Below are 20,297 nucleotides of genomic sequence, written 5' to 3'. Positions count from 1 at the left end.
GGGAAACTGCACTTAGTGGCTGCTTTTATTTTTTGAGTCTAAACTTTTCAAACGCATCTCCATTTTGTTTGTAAACTCCATCATTATCTGTTCCTAACCATAGAATACCATTTTTGTCTTGGTAGATTGAAACTAGTAAAACCACCTCTTTCTCATTTTTGATTTTAAAACTTGATAGTGTTGTACCATCATACTTCCAGACAATACCTATATATGTTGTCATCCATAAATTACCATCATTACCTACTATTCCCGAATTAAAATATTGAGGTTTATCTTTTTCAATTCCCTTTATTTTTTTATACCCTGTTGCGTTTGCTACGATTTTATATTTGCTAATAAAATTGCTCAACCAAAAATACCCCTCTTTGTCTTGAATGATGGAACGCACGCCAGGAGCTGATGGTACGCCTCTGCCCATTCCATCTGGAAGTATAGAAAGTTCTTTTTCATCAAACCACAAAAACGATTTTCCATCGTATCGGAAAGCACCTGCTACAAAAGTTCCAAACCAAATATTTCCGCCTTTGTCTTTATTTACACCATAAACGGAATAAGGATTATTGCTATCAAAAGGGCTGATGAGCGTATCAATTCCAAACGCTTTTTTTAAATCTTTTCGTGGCAATTGTAGTTCAAAAAGAGAATCGCCATCATAACGGTATAAATCGTTCGCATTGTAACCAAACCACAAGTCATTCGGATCAAGTTTCCATTGGTTATAAGTCGATTTTATTGCCTTTAAAGTGGTGAAGTGCTTTCCGTCAAATTTGCTTATTCCTTTGTGTGTTTCGATGTATATATTTCCGTTTTTATCTTCTTGAATTCCACGTATGGAATCGTTCACTAATCCGTCTAGTGTTGTAAATTGTTTCAACTCGTTTCCGTTTAAAGAATAGACACCTTTTCCGTTACTTCCAAACCAATACTTCCCTTTTGAGTCTTGAAATATTCTCCAAATTTGCTTGTCAAGTTCTGAAACTAATTTACCAATTTGTATTGCTTTTGTTTCCTTCTGTATGTGTTCAGATTTCATTTGTCCATTGCAGGAGAGGAAACTACTCGAAACAAAAAAGATCAAGATGGTTTTTATCATGTTACTTGTCATTTCTGTATTTTTAAGTTTGGGGTTAAACCCAGATTACGTATTTTACATTAATTACGAAAAAAAATGCTTTAAAATTTGAAAACATCCTTACTTAACCTCAAGCATATACCCAATCCCATGTACATTTGTTAGCTTAATGGAATCATCATCGCTCAATTTTTTTCGTAATTTAGAAACGTAGGTATCCAAACTTCTGCCGACAAAAACGCCATGATCTTCCCATACTTTTTTGGAAAGTTCTTCCCGTTTGATGATTTTATTAGGGTTAGCTATAAATAGGGTTAGTAATTCAACTTCCTTTTTAGACAAACTAATTTCAATGGCCTTGACGATTAATTTATTTTCAGCAGGAAAGAATTTAAACTTTCCTAATGGGATACAATTTTCAGCACTTAAATCAATAGCTGTTACCTTTTTCTTTTTAGGAAAGAAAATAAAAGATAAAATAAGACTTACTAATAAAAGTCCAACCCATAGAAAGTCGTTAGTGAACCATCCTGATTTTTTAAAAATTAGGACTTCGATTGTATAACACTTCTTTGGCAAAAATCTCCCACTACAAGGAATGATACTTTTTTCTTCGAGGGTATATTTTATAAAACTATAGGCTACTTCATCATCTATACAATGTTTAACTTCAATTTGGTAATGATTGGGCAGGTTTGCTTTTTGAAAACTTTTTGCTACAATAGCAACCAAACTATCGGGGTTAATTGCAAGTGTTTTTTCAAAAGAAAGTTTGTATAAAGACATATTTACTTTCTGAACGGGTAGAATAAGTGACGTACTATCTTGATTAGATAACAAAAGTTTATTTCCAACATCTCGCAAGGCTATTTTAACCAATTCGGGAGAGGTTTCGATATTTTTTTTCGAAGTTAAAAATACTATTGCTGCAATAAGTGCTAAGCAAAGACTGCTGTAGAAATAAATTTTCCGTGGACCCATGTTCAACAAATTACAAACAAATTTTTCATTATTTAAAACAGTTGACACTTTTTTTATATATGTTTTACATTTTAGCGAATAGTTTACGATAGTTTGTTATATAGTTTGGGAAACAACACCTTTTCAATCTTAAAACAAAGGCGTTAAAAATTAATATCGCAAATCATTACTTCTAATTTCAATCAAATTTCACAATCGTTGACACTTTTTTTACAGTCATTTGACATGCTTTTCAGAATCAGGAAATAGTTTTACCAAATAATCTTAAAACCAAGAATCATGAAAAACATGCTACTTTTAATTACCGTTGTTTTACTACTAAACACAAATTGCTTTTCTCAAGAAAAAATGCACATCAACGTTGAAAAAAGCACAATCAAATGGATTGCAAATTATACGTTTTACTTTGGTGGACATGAAGGCTATATAGCTTTTAAAGAAGGCTATTTTATCAAAAAAAACAACATAATTAGTGGTGGTGAATTTATCATTGATATGCATTCCATTACAAATACAGATCTAAAAAGCAAAAATGATAGAGAAGGTCTTGTAAGTCATTTAAAGGATCCCGATTTTTTTGATGTAAAAAAATTTCCTCAATCAAAAATTTCGATTACCAAGGTGGAATATTCAAATGAAACAAATGCAACAATTTATGCTAATTTGACTATAAAAGGAATTACAAAACCAATTAATTTTGAAGCCGAATTTAGCTTTGACAAAAAGGAATTAAAAACTCGATTTAAAATTGATAGAACACTATGGGAAGTAAATTATAACAACAAATTAAAAGACAGTGCCATTTCTGATGCTATTGGATTTGAAGTTTCTATAAAAATATAATAACAATGAAAAGCTTAATTATTTTTATAACATTACTTTGTTCAATTACTGTTTTTAGTCAAAATAAGGACACTATAAACTTAATAGCAGTAGATAGTACTTGGGGCAAAGAAATTATTGAAGTTCCTTTTTGGTTTGCGCCAAAAATAAATTACACAGGTTTTGAAGACATTAGATTTGCTAAAGGATGGGAAGACAAAACAAGCGATGGTTTTTGGGTGGTTACTTTTGCATGGGATATCAATTTGAAAACAAAGCCTACAGCTAAATTTTTCGAAGAAAATGTAATCCAATATTATGATGGATTGATGAAAGTTGTAAATGAGGATAAAACGATAATTATACCAAAAACTGAAGCTTTGTTTATAGATGATCCCTCTAAAAACGGTAGCATTAATTTTACAGGAATTATAAAAACATATGATGCTTTTACAACTAAAAAAATTATTAATTTGTATTGTAGAATAGAGACTTATTACTGCAAAATAAAGGAAGAATACATACCTCATTTTAAATTTTCTCCAAAAGAATTTAGAGATGAATCCTGGGCAACATTAGACAAAATAAAACTTCAAACCAACAGTTGTGAATAAATGAATAATAATAAAATAGGATAAAGTTACCTGGCTAAAAGAAATATTCCCAATGCCGATAAATTTTGTTTCCTTCTGTTTTTGTCCAGATTTCCTTTGTCCATTACAAGAAAGGAAGTTGCTTGTCACAAAAATTACTTAGACTAATTTATTTTCATTTTTCTATTTTCAGTCTGTGAAAAGTTTTACTATCTATTATGACGCACAACCAGCCCATAGGTATTACAGCCTGCTTCTGCTTCAGCTAATATACAAATTAGATTACATTAGGTAAAAATAGTTTGCAACATGTGTGACTTCGCTTAGAACCAAAAAAAGACCCTCGATTACTCGAAGGTCTTTCATATTAGTATTTAAAGATAGTTTTATCTTTTTACAACTCGAACCGTTTGAATAGTATCCTCTTGTGCTACAACTACGTTGTAAACACCACTTGGATACTGATTTCCTATGGTTGTTGATTCCATTTCCGAAACGCTAACGTCTTTTTGTTCAATTAGTCTACCAACCATATCGTACACTTTTACGCTTACTGATGATGTGCTACTTGTTTTCACATCAAGCATAAAGTTTGTCGCAAATGGGTTTGGATACGCCGTAGCTGTAAATGGTGTTTGAACCACAGTTTTGCTTTCTGACGCTGTAAATAAGTCACAAGCTGTTGAATAATCTCCAAACACACCGTTTAATTTAATTGCAACAGAAACATTGTAGTTTTTACCCAATTGTGCGATAGCAAAATCACTCAATTTAAAGTTAGAATATACAATCTCTCTTTCTTCTGAAGTAATGACATCTTCTCCTTCTACTTCTTCTAACAACACTTTGTAGTTAGGGAAACCTGGGTAAGGTGTAATGTTCAATTGTTGCGTCAACGATGTTGCATTTGGTAATCCACATTGTGATGGAACCAAACTTGTTGTTGGGAAGAATGGTGTCGTTACTTTACAATCTGGTCCAAAAGCTGACCATTCTGTTGTAGCTCCGTTCAAGACGCTATACTGTACTGAAATAGCATATTCTGTACTGTAAGCAATCGTGATACCTTGGAACGCTGTTAAGGATGAAAAACGACTTGGTAATACCGCTGTCTCATAATACGTTGGCGTTGGGCCATTGTCTGAGAACAAACGGATACGGAAACGATATCCTGTAGCGTATGAAGCTGCTCTGGCTGCCATATTAGCATTCAAAGCGGATACTGTGCCACCACAAGAAGGTGAAGCCATACTCGTTACCGGAATAGAAGGTGTATTTACGACACACTCTGCACCATAGCCAGAATCTATAGGTAAACCACTCACAGGATGAATAAAGGTATACTGAACTGCTACTCTGTAGCTTGATCCGTATTGCAATGGGAAACCTACAAAGGTATTCGCACCTACAAAACGAGTCGTTGATGGCGAGAAACCATACGTTGGTGTTGGGTTAGAATCATTCAAACGAATACGGAACGTGTAGCCAGTAGCATTCAATCCGGGATTAGCGGTTAAGGTAGAAGCTAACGTTGCTAAAGTAGCACCACAGCTTGAAGAACTTAACGTAATCACTGGAACTGCTGGAGAGTTTACAGTAATCGTATTTCCTGCAAAAGGAACAATCTCTTCGTTAATAACTGCAGAAGCAGTAATGGTATAACTAGCAGCATGCGTATGAATAGCAGCTGGAATCGTTACATAACGAGAAGTCTGAATAATATCCGGAGCTGTTACGCCTGTAGTAGTATTCGTAATAGAGAAACGATACTTGATGTTCGTGAAACCTCCATAAGAATAAGCTACCGCTGGAACCGCTGTTGCCAACGATGCTAAAGTACTGTTGTTAAAAGAAGGAGTCATGTTAACCACTACTGGTGCGCAACCTTGTGATAACGTACCCGAACAGTTTTCTAAAATTCCATTCCAACAAACCTCTGGGGCACCTGGGTAAATGTCATCATTAGCATCGTTACAGTCATTTCCTCCTAACACCGTTGTAGTATATCCAATACCTGGAGAAGTACATGAAGTTGTAGCATTTCCAGTTCCTGCATAATAACCATCAGTATCAGCATCAAGATACCAAACCGGTTGTGCTGTTACTGTTACTGAAGTTGCAGTAGATGAAGCACTTTGACAGGCAAAAGAACTAATAATACTAACCGAATAGCTTCCAGATGTAGTTACCGTAATACTTTGTGTAGTAGCTCCATTTGACCATAAATAACTATCTCCAGCACTTGCTGTTAACACAACACTTCCGCCTGAGCAGAACGTTGTTGTACCTCCTGCTGTGATTGTTGGTGTAGCAGGTATTGGATTGATTACAAAATCAAACGGAGTTCTACATTCAGAACTTAAAGAACAAGCTGCATAGTATGTAGTCGTTCCTGGCGTATTGGTGTTTGTTAAACCTGAGCCACTAGCCCCAATTGGATTGAAAGGTGATCCGGTACCAATAAGAGTACCTGTACTTGTATACCATTGAATGTCGCCACTAGCTGGTAGCATAATTTGACCACCACTAGGAGGAGTAACCGTCCAAGTATAAGAAGCATCAACATTGGTAAAAAGACCTGAATATAAGGTATAAGTAACACCTGAAGTAAGAACCATGGCACCACCACCAGCAGCAGAACCAATAATTGGCTCATCTGTTGTTGTGCCGTCAACGGTACCATCATCATCTCCTCTTACCCAAGTACCCGTTGCACAACTACCAGGGGTAAATGCGCCCGACGTAATATAACCCATACCATCAAATGAAGCACTTTCATTCATGGCAAAAACATAAGCTCCTGTAACAGATACTTGAAACTGAGTTGCAGTATATCTCCTAACAGTCGTACTAAATCCACAAGTGGCATTGTTATCCATTGATGTTGTAATTCTGTTAGCAGTTGGACTTGTCGAAGACCATGAACCTGTAATAGATGTACCTGAGTTAATAAAACCGGAACAGCTAGAAGAAGCATTCAATAATCCCGTATCGCCGGCACAAATAGTTGTGCCCGAACCACTAACGGTTATTGGAGTTTGAATGACTACAGAAGTACTTCCTTGTGGTCCCCAACATCCACCTGATGATAAGGCAGTGAAATAATAAGTTCCCGATGCCGTTACTGTTTCTGATGCAGAAGGAGTAGCAGTAGATGTTCCTCCTGAAGTTGTTCCTTGGAAATATAGTGTACCATCATTACCATTAGAAGCAGTGATTGTAGCACTCGAACAAAAAGTTCCACCTCCCGATACTAGCACAGCAGCAGGTAACGGATTAATGGTTAACGTTGCAGCAAGACTAGTTACAGGACTTCCACAAGTAGAAGTAACTATAACATCATAAGTACCTGCATCAGCAGCACTAACATTGGCCAATAGTAAAGTATTTGTTCCAGCACTAGCATTTAAGCCAACAGGGATATCAATACCACCTTTACGCCATTGGTAAGTTAGACTTGGACCATTTGCCACTACTGAAAGTGACGCTGTTTCCGTAGCACATATTGTCGTGTTTGCTGGGTCAGTTAAAATAATAGCTCCCGAAGTAGTTGTAACAGTTGCATTACCTGCAGTAACAGTCGTACATCCGCCTACAGAGGCAGTAACTGAGTAAGCAGTAGTACTATTAACGGCTGTAGCTATAGGATTGGCAATAGTAGCGTCAGATAAAAAAGTAGTTGGTGTCCAGGAGTAAGTAACTACTGGAGGAGCAAATTGCCATCCCTCAAGTGCAGTAACAGCCCAACTTACATTATTTCTGCCGGTACCCGCTAATCCAGCTGTACCACCTGTATTTTCAATACCAAGTGATTTTGTTGCGGCCGCTGATGATGAGATATACACTTGAACAATGTTAGATGTTTCGTTTAAAACTGCTTGTCCACTATGTAAAAGACCTCCTGAAAAACTTGGAATCGCATTAAACTCCATTACAAATTTTCTGTTTGGTGCAGTACCTATTGTGTAATATTTAATATCACCCGCAGTTCTCATATCCATATCGTGCCAAAACAATGAGATTAAATTGCTTGGATTGGTGCTACTAGGTAGTGTTTGAGGTGCTCTCTGATTAGCAGCACTTATCGAACTTGGATTTGTGAACGTCAGGTAACCATTGGTACTTGCCCATAGTTGTGTTACAGAACTACCCAAAAAGCTAAAGCTAAATGGAAGTGTGATTGCATTAGAATAACTATCGTCTCCGGCAGTTCCATTTGTATTCACAGGGAAACTTGCAGCAGATGAAAGTGTAGTAACTGTAGCTGCTCCAGGTGTTTCCAAAGTAGGAGAAGTAATAGCTGATACGCTGTAAGCAGCTGCTGTAGTGACTGTTGCTGCTAATTGTGAATTGCTTCCTGTACAAATAGTAGCAGGCGTAGCAGTTACTGAACTGAATGTAATATTGGGTGCAGTAGTTATGCTTGATGTGGCCGTATTGGTACAGCCATTACCATCAGTACCCGTGACAGTTATAGTAGTAGCAGTTGTAGGACTTGCTGTTATGGAAGTTCCCGAAGAGGCAGATAATCCCGGAGTGCCAGTACCAGCCCATGCATAAGTTGTAGCTCCACTAGCTGTTAAGGCTACCGGCGTTCCACCAGGGGAACAAAAAGTAGCAATCGATGGTGTTACCCCAACGGTTGGATTTGCAACAGCCGTGTATGCACCACTTGTCGCTGTACCTGCTGGATTTGTAACGGTAATAGTTCCTGATGTTAATGCACCTGGAGTAACTGCTGTAATTGTAGTACTATTAACAACAATAAAGGATGCGGCGTTAACAGTATTAAACTTTACGGCATTAGTTCCGGAAAAGTTGGTACCTGTAATGGTAACTGTTTGCCCACCGTTTACACATAAGTTCGATGTTGGCGTAAAACCAGTAATGGTAGGTACAGCAGGTGGAGGTGTAACCACTAAGTGATCAATACCAATGTCATCATTACCAAAATCTGAAGTCGCTTTAAAACGAATAATGGTAGTAGCCGAATTCGTCGCTCCTAATGAAATAGAACGTGCTGTCCATGAAGATGATGTTCCTATATTGGAACCTATCTGCGTAAATGTTGATCCACCATTAGTAGATAAAAACACTTGTAAAATATCGACTCCTGTTGGATTGATAGAATAAAAATCCACTGTTGGTGTTCCTGAAATACTACTCAAATCTACATAATAATCCAAATAACCTACTTGCGGAGAAGTAGCGTTAAAAGTATGGAATCGCGCAGAACGTCCACCCACTGCAGCTACATAATCTGCAGGAGAATAGGATCCGCTTGTTCCTGTCCAACCACTAGTTGTGGTAGTTGCTGTGGTATTGTCTATTTGCCATGAGGCATTACCATAGCCATTAGTTCCAAAATTGCCCGTAGGAACGTTTGCCAATCCTGAACCGTTTGTCCAAGTAGTAAACTCTTGAACAACCCCACCAGCGTTCGCTAAGTAAGTAGGTGTATACGCTGTTGGCGACCATTGAAAAGTTCGTCCCGATGTAGGTAAAACTGCTGCAGCTCTATGTCCCATACCATCGGTATTGGATGTTCCTGCAGAACCACCACTAGTATTCCAGTTTCCTGTATTACCAATGGTACGATTATTCCAGTCTTGTTGATTAGTCCCCCTTAATCCCACCTGAGCTGTTGTTGTAGCGGCAAGACCTGCATTGTTTGGACCATATACAATCTGTACTGTTTTACCGTCGACTTTCAAAACAATTTGAAAAGTCATTCTACCTGCGGCAGCACCGGTTTGAGCGATATCTTGATATTGAATTACGAAATCTCCACCACCATTAGTTCCATAGCTTATTTCTGGAGCTGCTCCCGAAGCAGTTGATGCTACAGCATTTAAGGCAAAACCCGCAATAGCTCCATTATAACCGCTAGATGTAGTGGTTGAAATTGGCACATAATTACCAGCAGCCGGAGCTGTCCCAAACGTAATAAACCCATTGTTGGAAATGAAAATAGTTCTTTCTTTTATTCCATTATAGGTAAATACAAATGGAAGTGTAATCGCACTCGATACGGCATCTGTATTTATTGCAGTACCCGATTGATACACTGTAGCACCACTCAACGCAGTATACGTGCTAGTCGTGTTTAAAAACGTATATCCATACGTTGGATTCATAAGACTGCTGACTTGCGCCTTTGTCGTAAACCCGGTAAAAAGCATACCGAATGAAAGCATTAAGCTCAACAACCTTCCTTTTGACCAAAAGCCAAAACTTGAGATTCGTTCTTTTCTATAAGAGGTATCCCTACCCAAACCAATAGAAGTGTAATTTTTATACATTGGTATTATTTAAAATTGAACTTTAAAATTAGGTAAGTTATTGATGATAAAAATAATGTTTGGTTAACTATTTTTTAACATGAAACAAATTTTAGATTAAATACGTTTTTTCACCGATGAAATACACTTAAAAGGAACAAACTTCTCATTTGTTTTGTTTTACATACTTCTGATAACTGGGGGTGCTTCTAATTAGTATCTATAACATAACTAACTCCATTGAACAAAAAGACCCTCGATTTCTCGAAGGTCTTTCTTATTAGTATTTAAAGATAGCTTTATCTTTTCACCACTCGAACCGTTTGAATAGTATCCTCTTGTGCGACCACTACGTTGTAAACACCGCTTGGATATTGATTTCCTATGGTTGTTGATTCCATTTCCGAAACGCTAACGTCTCTTTGTTCAATTAGTCTACCTACCATATCGTACACTTTTACGCTTACTGATGATTGGCTACTTGTTTTCACATCCAACATAAAGTTGTTCGCAAATGGGTTTGGATACGCCGTAGCTGTAAATGGAGTCTGAATTAACGCTTTGCTTTCCGCAGCGGTAAAGACATCACAGGCAGTTGAATAGTCTCCAAACACACCGTTTAATTTGATAGCAACAGAGATGTTGTAGTTTTTACCCAATTGTGCGATAGCAAAATCACTCAATTTAAAGTTAGAATATACAATCTCTCTTTCTTCTGAAGTAACTACTGTCTCACCATCAATTTCTTCTAACAACACTTTGTAGTTGGGGAAACCTGGGTAAGGTGTAATGTTCAATTGTTGAGTCAACGACGTTGGTGTTAGCAATCCACATTGTGATGGAACCAAACTTGTTGTTGGGAAGAATGGTGTAGTCACTTTACAATCTGGTCCAAAAGCTGACCACTCTGTAGTAGCTCCGTTCAAGACGCTGTACTGTACTGAAATAGCATATTCTGTACTGTAAGCAATCGTGATACCTTGGAACGCTGTCAATGATGAGAAACGACTTGGTAATACCGCTGTCTGATAATACGTTGGCGTTGGGCCATTGTCTGAGAACAAACGGATACGGAATCTATATCCTGTAGCGTATGAAGCTGCTCTAGCTGCCATATTAGCATTCAAAGCGGATACTGTGCCACCACAAGAAGGTGAAGCCATACTCGTTACCGGAATAGAAGGTGTATTTACAACACACTCTGCACCATAACCTGAATCTACCGGTAAACCACTTACAGGGTCAGTAAACGTATACTGAACCGCTACTCTGTAGCTTGATCCGTATTGTAATGGGAAACCTGTAAAGGTATTTGCTCCTACAAAACGAGTCGCTGATGGTGAGAAACCATAAGTTGGTGATGGGTTAGAATCGTTCAAACGAATACGGAAGGTATATCCTGTAGCATTCAATCCAGGATTTGCGGTTAAGCTAGAAGCTAAAGTAGTTAAAGTAGCACCACAGCTTGAAGTACTTAACGTAATCACTGGAACTGCTGGAGAATTTACCGTAATCGTATTTCCTGCAAAAGGAACAATTTCCTCGTTAATCACTGCAGAAGCAGTAATGGTATAACTAGCGCCATGCGTATGAATAATTGCTGGAATCGTTACATAACGAGAAATCTGGATAATATCCGGAGCTGTTACGTTAGTTGTAGTATTTCTGATAGAGAAACGGTATTTAAGATTTACAGCTCCGGGATACGAATAGGCAATGGCCGGAATTGCTGCTGCTAATGAAACTAATGTGGTATTATGATAGGATGGTGTCATATTGACCACCACCGAGGCACAGCCTTCCGAAGAAGTACCGTTGCAATTGTCGTCTAGGTTGTTATAGCAAATTTCAGTAGCTCCTGGATTTATAGATGCTAAAGCATCATTACAATCGTCACCACCTGTTACCGTAGTAGTATATCCTGTTCCTGGAGAAGTACAGGAAGAAACCGCAGTTCCAGTGTAATAGTGGTCTCCGTCCGCATCTAAATACCATTGCAACTGTGGTACTACAGTGATAGTCATCGTAGTCGTTGATGCACACTGTCCAATATTTGGTGTAAATGTATAGGTAGTTGTGGTGGTATTATCCAATGGCGGTGCCCAGGTCCCGATGATACCGTTGTTAGAGGTTGTTGGCAATGCCGATAAACTAGCTCCGGAACAAATTGGTGCTGCCGGCGTAAAAGTTGGCATTACATTCTGTAGAATGGTTAACACCAAGGTTTTCGTATCCGTGCAACCATTTGGAGTAAGACTTATGTACTCATAGCTCCCACTTTCGGTATAGGTTTGATTATTAGCTGTCCAGGTGTAACTAGTACAAGCGGAAACTGTTTGTGTACTTGAAGTATCCACGCAATTTTCTGCCAATTGAAAGTCTCCAAAAGTAGTTGCACCTATTACTTCGGTACTAGTGCTGTTGGCTATCCCTGTGGTAGGGTAACTCCACGATGACGTATAAGTTCCTGCTTTAAGATTTACCGCAGTAGCTGCCCCGTCTTTATCGGAAGCAAGGAAATTAAAAACAGCATTGTAAGTAGAAAATCCAACACCACTATTTTGCAAATTCCAGTAACGGTTGACACTTTTATTCTGAATTAAGGTTGAAGAGGCTATCTCCGGATGGTCACCCGCTTGGGTTGTTGCGGTTACACTACCCGCAGTACCAATTGAGGCAAACGAAACGGTAACCGGAGTATACTTAGACAGAAGGGCATCCCCTATTTCGAAAGTATTGCTGAGACTGCCGGCGCTGAAAGCTTTTTGCAAATTACCGAAAATATGTCCGGTCGTTCTTAGTACACTACCATTGGCAGTAATGATCAGTTTATTACTAGCTGTTGTCAGTACGCCATTAGTGAGGTTCAGTTGACCGTCTACGGAAGCATTAACACTGCTGTTTAATGTTAGGCCTAAGCTATTGTTTAGGGTTAATCCTTTGAAAGTGGTGGCATTAGAACCCTCTATTTTTTGATTAACAGCACCGTTAAAAACAACTTTTCCAACATTCGGAATAAAGGTTCCGTTGTTGATCCAGTTGCCTTGAATAGTGGTATCGAATGCGTTGGCATCAAAAGTACCTCCGCCCACTAACAAATCATTTTTAATCGTCAAATGGTTAGTCACTAATCGGGCAGTTGGTGCATTGAAAGCATTAACTGTAAGATTATAAATAGGTACTATGCTATTGATACGAATGACTTGACTTACGGGTGTTGAAGCATTTCCTATTTGAAGCGTACCGCCTGATACAACATTAGTATTAGCCAAGTTGATATAATCTGCCGTATTGGAAGAAGCTCTTTGTATAACGATTGTTCCTCCTGTGAAGGTAAAATTAGCATTGCCCGTCATTTCAAAAGGCGCTCTAGTAGTGCTTGTGGAACCGAATCTGTTAACAGTAAGCGTACCACCAGTGATTTTGACCGTACAACTTGATGTACCGCTATTGGGTGAAAATCTACCCGCTATATTGAGCGCACCGCCTTCGACAATAAGCTGCCCATTATTAAGATAGGTAATCGAATTGTTACTGGCTCCTCCCACGTTGGTGGTGCCTGCCGATGTTCTCAAAAGACCAGTATTCAGAAACCAGCTAAAGTTACCAAAAGTAATGGTTCCTCCATTATTCCATATACCGTTCAAATTACTTAAACTTGCCGCAGAAGTAAACGGTGTGATATTAGAATTACTCGATAATTTAAAGGTACCGGACACTAAATTTAAAGGGTTGGCAGGAGCATTCAATGTAATTAGCGCATTGGCTTCGAGAACGATATCTTGAGTTCCTTTGGTCACTTTTAAGAAGTAAAAATTAGTGGTGGAAACTCCTGAAATTTCTTGGTAATCGCTTGTATTTACAAAATCGATGGTTCCTATTCCGCTGGTAAACGTACCGTTATTAATCCAATCGTTGGAAACCGACAGCGTGTATGCTGTTGCAGCACTCATAGATAACGAAGCTCCAGTATTGATCGTAATAGTGGCACATACAGCTCCGGCCGCAGCAATACTGGGTTGAAAAGTTGCCGATGACTGTATATCTACATTATCTGTAGCGGTTGGAATAGCGCCACTAGACCAGTTGCCAGGTGTAAACCAATCGGTGGAAACGGTTCCTGTCCAGCTAATTCCGCTACAATTGGCATCGCCCGCTACTTTTTCAATGGCTAAGGTGCGTTGTCCCTCTGTGGTATTCGTCACGGCACTTACGGCATAATACTCGCTCGATGAAGTACTTTGACCAGTAAGAACGGCGCTAGAGCCAGAATAGGTAATATTAGTCGTTACTTCTTCCATATATTGTGCTCCCAATCGATAGACTTTATAGGACGTCGCGTCAGCTACAGGTGACCATTTCAAGGTTACGACATCACTGCACACTTTGGCAATTCTGAAGTTATCCGGTAGTCCTCCAATCTGATTTACAGCACTCATCGACGTTAAAGCCCCACGTTGTACCCTAAACTTAATCGCATTAATCCCACCGCTAACCGTTGGTGCATTCCATCGGTATACTCTGCTGTTCGCATCATAACTACTGGCAATAGCTACCCAAGTACCACTGTTATTCAGTTCATAAGCAATACTAAAAGTATCTGTGCTGCCATAGCTGTCCCATCTTAAAAAGTACTCCTCACCTGATACAAACTTTTGGTTCTGTAGCGGATAGGTTATCTGAAGTTCATCTGTTAAAAACTCATACACCAAATAATACGTTTGCGGTCCCGAAGGCACACTAAACCCGTTAACCGAAACCGTCCACGAACCAGCATCCGGATTATCAACCGTTACTTGCTCTATAGTATTGATATTGTCTACGCCACGAGTCGCAGGCATATTGAGGTTGGCTGCATTGGGCGTGCTGTCTAATATCCACGGATTAAAAGCGGTAGCGGAAGGAGACGTCAGCGTTAGGTTCAAATTGTTGACAATAGCTGGGTTCGCGTTAACTGCTGCGGCAACATCAGGCCAAACGATCATGACACGGATTTGTTTCGTATTGGCAGGAACTACCACCGAATGATTATTGGTACCGCCATTGGCAACACTGCTTGTAACCATCTGATTCGCGTTGATAACATTATAGGCTCTTCTTAAATTCGGTCTACCGTAACCGTGCATGTAATCGGGTCCGGGATTACCAAGATCATCGGCAGTATCCATAATTACCGCTCTTAGTAATGAGGATGTTGGTTCTGCTCCTGCATTTTTATCTTTATATACTTGGGCTAGTATAGCAAAATCACCTACTACTTTGGGAGAAGCAAAAGAAGTACCGCCCCCACCTTCTACTACTAGTTGTGGAATAATACGTCCGTCATACATAGGTCCACGACTACTGAAACCGGTAATCACATCTTCTGCAGAAAGGGCTCCAACGGCTATTTGATTTTTGTTTTGTTTTGCTTGTCCCGTAATATTGGCCCAATTGGCAAAATTGTATGGTGCATAGCCTATATCTGTGCCCGAGTTACCGCAAGAATAGGAAACCAAATGATTCGGTAACGATGCAATTCTGAGGTCATGATTTCGAGCCGAGGAATCATACCCACCGCTGATAGAAAAACCATAGGAATGGTTGGTATACCGCAGATTATGAGTGGTATAAAGAGAACTATAATTGGGCCCTCCTGGAAGACTCAAAATCGTAGCGCCCCATGCGTTGTTTTTATCGTTTGGGTCTAAGTTTCCGGCTCCGGCTGCGTTTTGAGTAACGGGTATTTTATGATCTCCTGGTACTCCGCTAGAACCAACCTCTGAGAATCTTCCTTTAAAATCGATTTCATTGCCCAAGGTATCTCCTTCGCCAATTCCGATTACGACGCCTTGACCAGCATAGTTTAATCCATTGTAGCCGGTATTTAAAAAGTTGGCTCTACTGGTGGTATTGCGATAATCTAGTGTTTCATTTACCGGTGTTTCCGACGATGCGCCTACGAACTGCACATAAGGAAGATTGGTCACAGCATCGAGCTGAGTTGCTTCTATCAAAACATCTAACTGATTGGAATAGTCACGGTGTTCTAATACCTGTACCCCTTTTGACTTTAAATCTGCTATCACTGCGTTGGGATTGAGCGACTTGTAGTAACTCAATATCAATTGGGCCTGATTGTTAGTTTTTTTGGCGTGTTCCGGAATGCCCTTGAAAAACAAAGACGCTTCTTTTTTAAACGCCGCTTCTACAGGCGCGATGGCTCTAACACTTTGTCGCAATTGTGCTATTGGAAATTGTTGATCAATAACAGCGAAATAGGTGTTAGCCGCCAAGTAATCGGTGAGTACCATGCCCTGACTTTCCCAGGTTTTACGTTGGTTGTCGGATGGCAATTCATAAAACTGCACCAATCGAAAGTAGTGGTTGTCAAAACGGTCTCCGGTTAGCGGTTGGAAGTCGGTTGTTTGAAACGCCTTCAATTCGAAGTTGCCTACCGAAGTCTTGATTTCATAGTTGTTGGTCTTCTGCTGTGCGTACCCCATTTGGGTAAAGGTCAGGATGCACAGTAACTGAAAACAAAGCGTGATTTTTTGGTATAGGGTGCCCAATTTCATCATAGTGTAAGGTCTTAAAGATTTGTTAAGTGTTTGTTAGAGAGCAAACATACACAAATAATTGAAAATGTTAAAAAAAGGATTTAGGATTTGTGAGTTACGAGTTGGAAGATGGAAGCGGGAAGCTGGAAGTTGTTCGTTTTATAACTACCTATTGCCTTTTGCCTACTGGCTATTGCCTATGCTTATTGCCTATGCTTATTGCCTGGTACCTACTGTAATCTGCTTCTTCCCTCTTGCCTCTTGCCTCTTGCCTCTTGCTTCTTCCCTTCTCAAATCCTAAATCATCAATCCTCTCTACTTCCATCATCAGCCATACGTACCAACTTAGGGGTAAACTTGGCAACAACGGTTACTAAATCTTTTTGAGATTCCATAACCAAGTTAATGTCTTTGTAGGCCATCGGTGCTTCGTCTAATCCTGCGCCAATTAATGTCACCCCATGATCTTTTAAAACAGCTTTCATCTCGGTCGCAGTAATCGATTTCTCAGCTTGTGTACGACTCATTTGGCGCCCTGCACCGTGAGAAGCCGAGTTGATAGCATGCACCTCGCCTTTTCCACGTACTAAGAATCCCGGTGCGGTCATACTACCTGGAATAATACCCATAACTCCTTTACCTGCGGGTGTGGCCCCTTTACGGTGCACAAATACTTCTTCCCCGTTCCAAATTTCTTTCCACGCAAAGTTGTGATGGTTTTCAACTTTGGCTAAAACAGTAGCTCCTAAAGCTTTTTCCATTTTAGTATGAATTATCTCGTGGCAGGCGGATGCATAGTCTCCAGCCAAGTTCATGGCAATCCAGTATTCTTGTCCCAAATCGGTATTCATATCCAAATAAGCTAAATTCCTTGCTACTTCGGGAAGTTTACATACCTCTTTAGCCATCTTAGTGTAATGCCCCGCCACGGTTGCTCCAAAACCTCTGGAACCCGAGTGCGTCAACAAGGCTACATAACGTCCTTTAGGAATGTTTAATTCGGCATCCGCATCAGCGAATTCCATAATTCCGAATTCTACAAAGTGGTTGCCTCCACCAGACGAACCTAACTGCGACCAGGCTTTATCTTTCAAATTTTTGATAAAAGAATGATCCTTAAAGATTGGGCTTTCTAAAACCGCGTGATCCGATTTGTACTGACCATGAAATCCGTGACCGGCACCAAATTTAGTATGGGTAATCAATTCTCTTTTAAATTTAGCTTCGTTCTCAAAATAAAAATCTTCCGTAATCTCGTATACCGACAATGCCATACGACATCCGATATCGACGCCTACTCCATAAGGAATAATGGCATTTTTTGTTGCTAATACACCTCCAATAGGTAATCCGTACCCTTGATGCGCATCGGGCATTAAAGCTCCGGCAACGGTAATTGGTAATTGCATGGCTACTTCCATTTGCTTTCTGGCGCCCTCTTCTATATGATCCCTACCATAGACGGCATACGCATTTGGTGTGGTATTTAAGGCAATAAAGTCTTCTGGTTTTTCGTTAGCTTTTTCAATTAAGGCAAATGCCAAAGCTCCGAATAAAGCATCCTCTATAAATGATTCCGGTGCTGCTAAAACATTTTTGTACTGCGCTAACATCCCTTCTTTAGTAAAGCCTGTTCTTTTTCTGTTGGCTTTCAATGCCACTCCAATTACTGTTCCTTCAGGATATCCTAAAGCCAATAAATCATTTCCGTTAATTGTTTTTTCCATTTTGTTTTGCTTTGGTGAACCCGAATGATTTCCAATGAACCAATCGGGTTGCTGATTTTGTTGATACAAAGATTATTGGCTACTGCGCAATCATCTTACGTACTAAAATATTTTTTTAAAATAAAGAGGCAATAGGTATAAAGAGCTGGGTTTCCTTTGATCGAAGTAACTCTTTATGACGGCACTCTTTATAATAGAGCAATAGTTGATAAGTGGCTTTAGGAATCGAACCTAATGAATCTACCAAACGAAGGAACACTTACCTACGGCATCTAAACTTATAAAAAGAAGTAACAAGCGATAACAGAGACGGGGCTTTTCGTTGCCAGAGTCGAACTGGATAGCCTTGCTGGGTTTACAACTACGCTATTCCTCCCCTAAATTTGACGAAGTAACTGTTCTCTACGACATTCTTTTTTTTTATAAACCTGACAGGTTTTTAAAACCTGTCAGGTTTGGTAATTATTCAATCTTGAGCAACCAACTCGCCCTAGCGCAACCCTTCAAGGGAGGGGAAGGTTTAACTTTCTATTTTTTAAAACAAGGTAAAAAGCAATAAGTGACATTACCGTGCTCTACCAGCTGAGCTACTCTCCCATTCCTGTTTTTATTTGTGGAAGAGACGGGACTCGAACCCGCGACACCGTCGTTAAAAGCGAAGTAACACTTATCTACGACACTTGTTTTATTTTAAAACCAGTTAGGTTTGGAACTACATTAAGCTTATTCTATTGATGTATTGGATGGCGGAGGTTTTATTTTCTAAAGCACCCAACACGTCAAATACTTTATCAGACCAACCAGCGATCAAGTAAACATCATTACGCTCCATACTTACCGGTGCGTGACCGTAACCTGCCAAATCGAATAAATACAATCGGGCATTTGGGGCTATTCTTTTGTAACGACTCCACGAATCTTGGAAGGTTTGAAAGATATTGTTACTGTTCCACAACTGTACATCAGTAAACATCATTACTTTATCTACCACTTTACCACGACGGATTAAGTCTTCGATAACCAAATAACCGTTAGTAGAGTAACCTACTTCACCTTCTCGTTTGTAGAACTCCTCTACATTCGCCAATACGCTTCGTTTCGACATGTTGATGATTTTCCATTTGTCACCAAACATACCGCTTACAGCATTATCACATCGGTTTTGCAATAGCATACCCAACATCAAACCGATATCGTAAAGCAATACTTTACTTTTTGGCGCAATGGGTTGTTGCATCGAACCTGATACATCACAAGCGATTACAACCGAGGTATCCATATCAAAACCTTTGATGTTTTGAGAGCTCAATAGTACTGCTTTTTCTAAGGCATCCAATACATAGGACACATAGTCCACATCCAATACTTTGATCTCGCGGTATGCCGCCAAAAAACGGAAAGGCAGTTGTTTGGAATTTTTTACCGCAGTTTCATTAGTCAAATAATCACATACTTTTAAAATATGGGTACTCGAAACACCAGCTTCCAATATATTACGTAAATTACGCATCAAAGCCATATAACCTATTTTGTTGCTGTCTATCAACTCTTCCCATTTTTGCGCCAATGCTTTTTCCTTAGCTACCACAGTCGCAAAACGGGTCTGACCCAATTGTGACAACTCGGTTTCCCAAGTATACGGCACCGCCAAACTTTTAGAGGCAATTTTATCAAATACCACTTGTTGTGCGGCATCTTTTGCTTTTGGGTGTACCAAAAACAAAGCGTCTTTCAAACTAACAGCCGTATTTTTATTGTACTTCGCCAATTGGTATTCATCAAATCGGTTGAAGGAAGCCGCCAAACCTTTTTGCACTTGTTTAGACAAACGGTTCAATTTTTTAGCGCCTGTACGCTTATTGGCTGCTTGATAATATGCCAACAACTCGGTAATTTCATCCGCACGTTGAATCACGTTTACAATCATTTTGCTCACCAAAGCATCGCCTGAATAGATTTTGGCCAATTCTACTACCAAGACTAACGGAATCGAGCGCATGTACATATCGTTACGAGCATACACTGCCAACTTGGCCACAAACTCCGGATTACATTTTTTAATTAAGCTACGAATACGCTCCAAGCGTTCGGTATCTTTTTCATAAAACGAAGTACTCAAACTGGTTGTTACCACTGCAGCATACAATTCGTATTCCGGAGTTAACGCAAACGCAGTCGCATTTTGGTGATTGGCAACAGAGTTGCTGTTCTTGGTTTTTTGTTTTGTTAAAAAATTAAATTTCATGATTTCTATGTTTACAATCCAACAATGTTTTAGT

Annotated in this window: 8 protein-coding genes; 2 read left to right on the top strand and 6 right to left on the bottom strand. The window is 39.4% G+C overall.

The genetic code is table 11. From position 1 onward, the window contains the following. Positions 1-25: 25 nt before the first annotated feature. Complete coding sequence (locus ACULEU_RS05725) at positions 26-1,108, bottom strand: ligand-binding sensor domain-containing protein (RefSeq protein WP_445454487.1); 1,083 nt, start codon at positions 1,106-1,108, stop codon at positions 26-28. 87 nt (positions 1,109-1,195) lie between these two features. After that, on the bottom strand, positions 1,196-2,104 hold the full coding sequence (locus ACULEU_RS05720) for a winged helix-turn-helix domain-containing protein (protein ID WP_445454486.1): 909 nt from the start codon (positions 2,102-2,104) through the stop codon (positions 1,196-1,198). A 231-nt stretch (positions 2,105-2,335) separates the two neighbouring features. Here ACULEU_RS05720 and ACULEU_RS05715 point away from each other — a divergent pair, with 231 nt between their 5' ends. Both ACULEU_RS05715 and ACULEU_RS05710 read left to right on the top strand, forming a co-directional pair. Next, positions 2,336-2,899 (top strand): YceI family protein, encoded by a 564-nt coding sequence (locus ACULEU_RS05715; RefSeq protein WP_445454485.1) that lies wholly within the window; start codon positions 2,336-2,338, stop codon positions 2,897-2,899. Positions 2,900-2,904: 5 nt separating this feature from the next. Next, positions 2,905-3,492, top strand: coding sequence for a hypothetical protein (locus tag ACULEU_RS05710; RefSeq protein ID WP_445454484.1), 588 nt, complete (start codon positions 2,905-2,907; stop codon positions 3,490-3,492). A gap of 365 nt (positions 3,493-3,857) precedes the next feature. On the opposite strand, the gene ACULEU_RS05705 is transcribed toward ACULEU_RS05710, so the two are convergent. From ACULEU_RS05705 to ACULEU_RS05690, 4 genes are all read right to left on the bottom strand, one after another. Further along, positions 3,858-9,773, bottom strand: a complete 5,916-nt coding sequence (locus tag ACULEU_RS05705; protein WP_445454483.1) for a T9SS type A sorting domain-containing protein — start codon at positions 9,771-9,773, stop codon at positions 3,858-3,860. 278 nt (positions 9,774-10,051) lie between these two features. Then, on the bottom strand, positions 10,052-11,776 hold the full coding sequence (locus ACULEU_RS05700; RefSeq protein WP_445454832.1) for a MopE-related protein: 1,725 nt from the start codon (positions 11,774-11,776) through the stop codon (positions 10,052-10,054). Between the two features lie 4,820 nt (positions 11,777-16,596). Beyond that, the gene (locus tag ACULEU_RS05695; RefSeq protein ID WP_445454482.1) at positions 16,597-18,018 is read right to left on the bottom strand and encodes an RtcB family protein; all 1,422 of its coding nucleotides are present in this window, start codon (positions 18,016-18,018) and stop codon (positions 16,597-16,599) included. A 712-nt stretch (positions 18,019-18,730) separates the two neighbouring features. Beyond that, positions 18,731-20,263 carry a TROVE domain-containing protein gene (locus ACULEU_RS05690; RefSeq protein ID WP_445454481.1) on the bottom strand — a complete coding sequence of 511 codons (1,533 nt, stop codon included), beginning with the start codon at positions 20,261-20,263 and terminating at the stop codon, positions 18,731-18,733. Between the last annotated feature and the right edge of the window lie 34 nt (positions 20,264-20,297).

The sequence above is a fragment of the Flavobacterium sp. 25HG05S-40 genome (genome assembly GCF_052654735.1).
The sequence above is the reverse complement of the archived record's forward strand: the minus strand, read 5'-3'. Positions and strand labels throughout refer to the sequence as shown.

Excerpts from the sequence above, each read along its gene's own strand:
- ACULEU_RS05725 (WP_445454487.1), bottom strand. The coding sequence starts at position 1,108 with ATGACAAGTAACATGATAAAAACCATCTTGATCTTTTTTGTTTCGAGT.
- ACULEU_RS05715 (WP_445454485.1), top strand. The coding sequence starts at position 2,336 with ATGAAAAACATGCTACTTTTAATTACCGTTGTTTTACTACTAAACACA.
- ACULEU_RS05710 (WP_445454484.1), top strand. The coding sequence starts at position 2,905 with ATGAAAAGCTTAATTATTTTTATAACATTACTTTGTTCAATTACTGTT.
- ACULEU_RS05705 (WP_445454483.1), bottom strand. The coding sequence starts at position 9,773 with ATGTATAAAAATTACACTTCTATTGGTTTGGGTAGGGATACCTCTTAT.
- ACULEU_RS05700 (WP_445454832.1), bottom strand. The coding sequence starts at position 11,776 with ATGACTATCACTGTAGTACCACAGTTGCAATGGTATTTAGATGCGGAC.
- ACULEU_RS05695 (WP_445454482.1), bottom strand. The coding sequence starts at position 18,018 with ATGGAAAAAACAATTAACGGAAATGATTTATTGGCTTTAGGATATCCT.
- ACULEU_RS05690 (WP_445454481.1), bottom strand. The coding sequence starts at position 20,263 with ATGAAATTTAATTTTTTAACAAAACAAAAAACCAAGAACAGCAACTCT.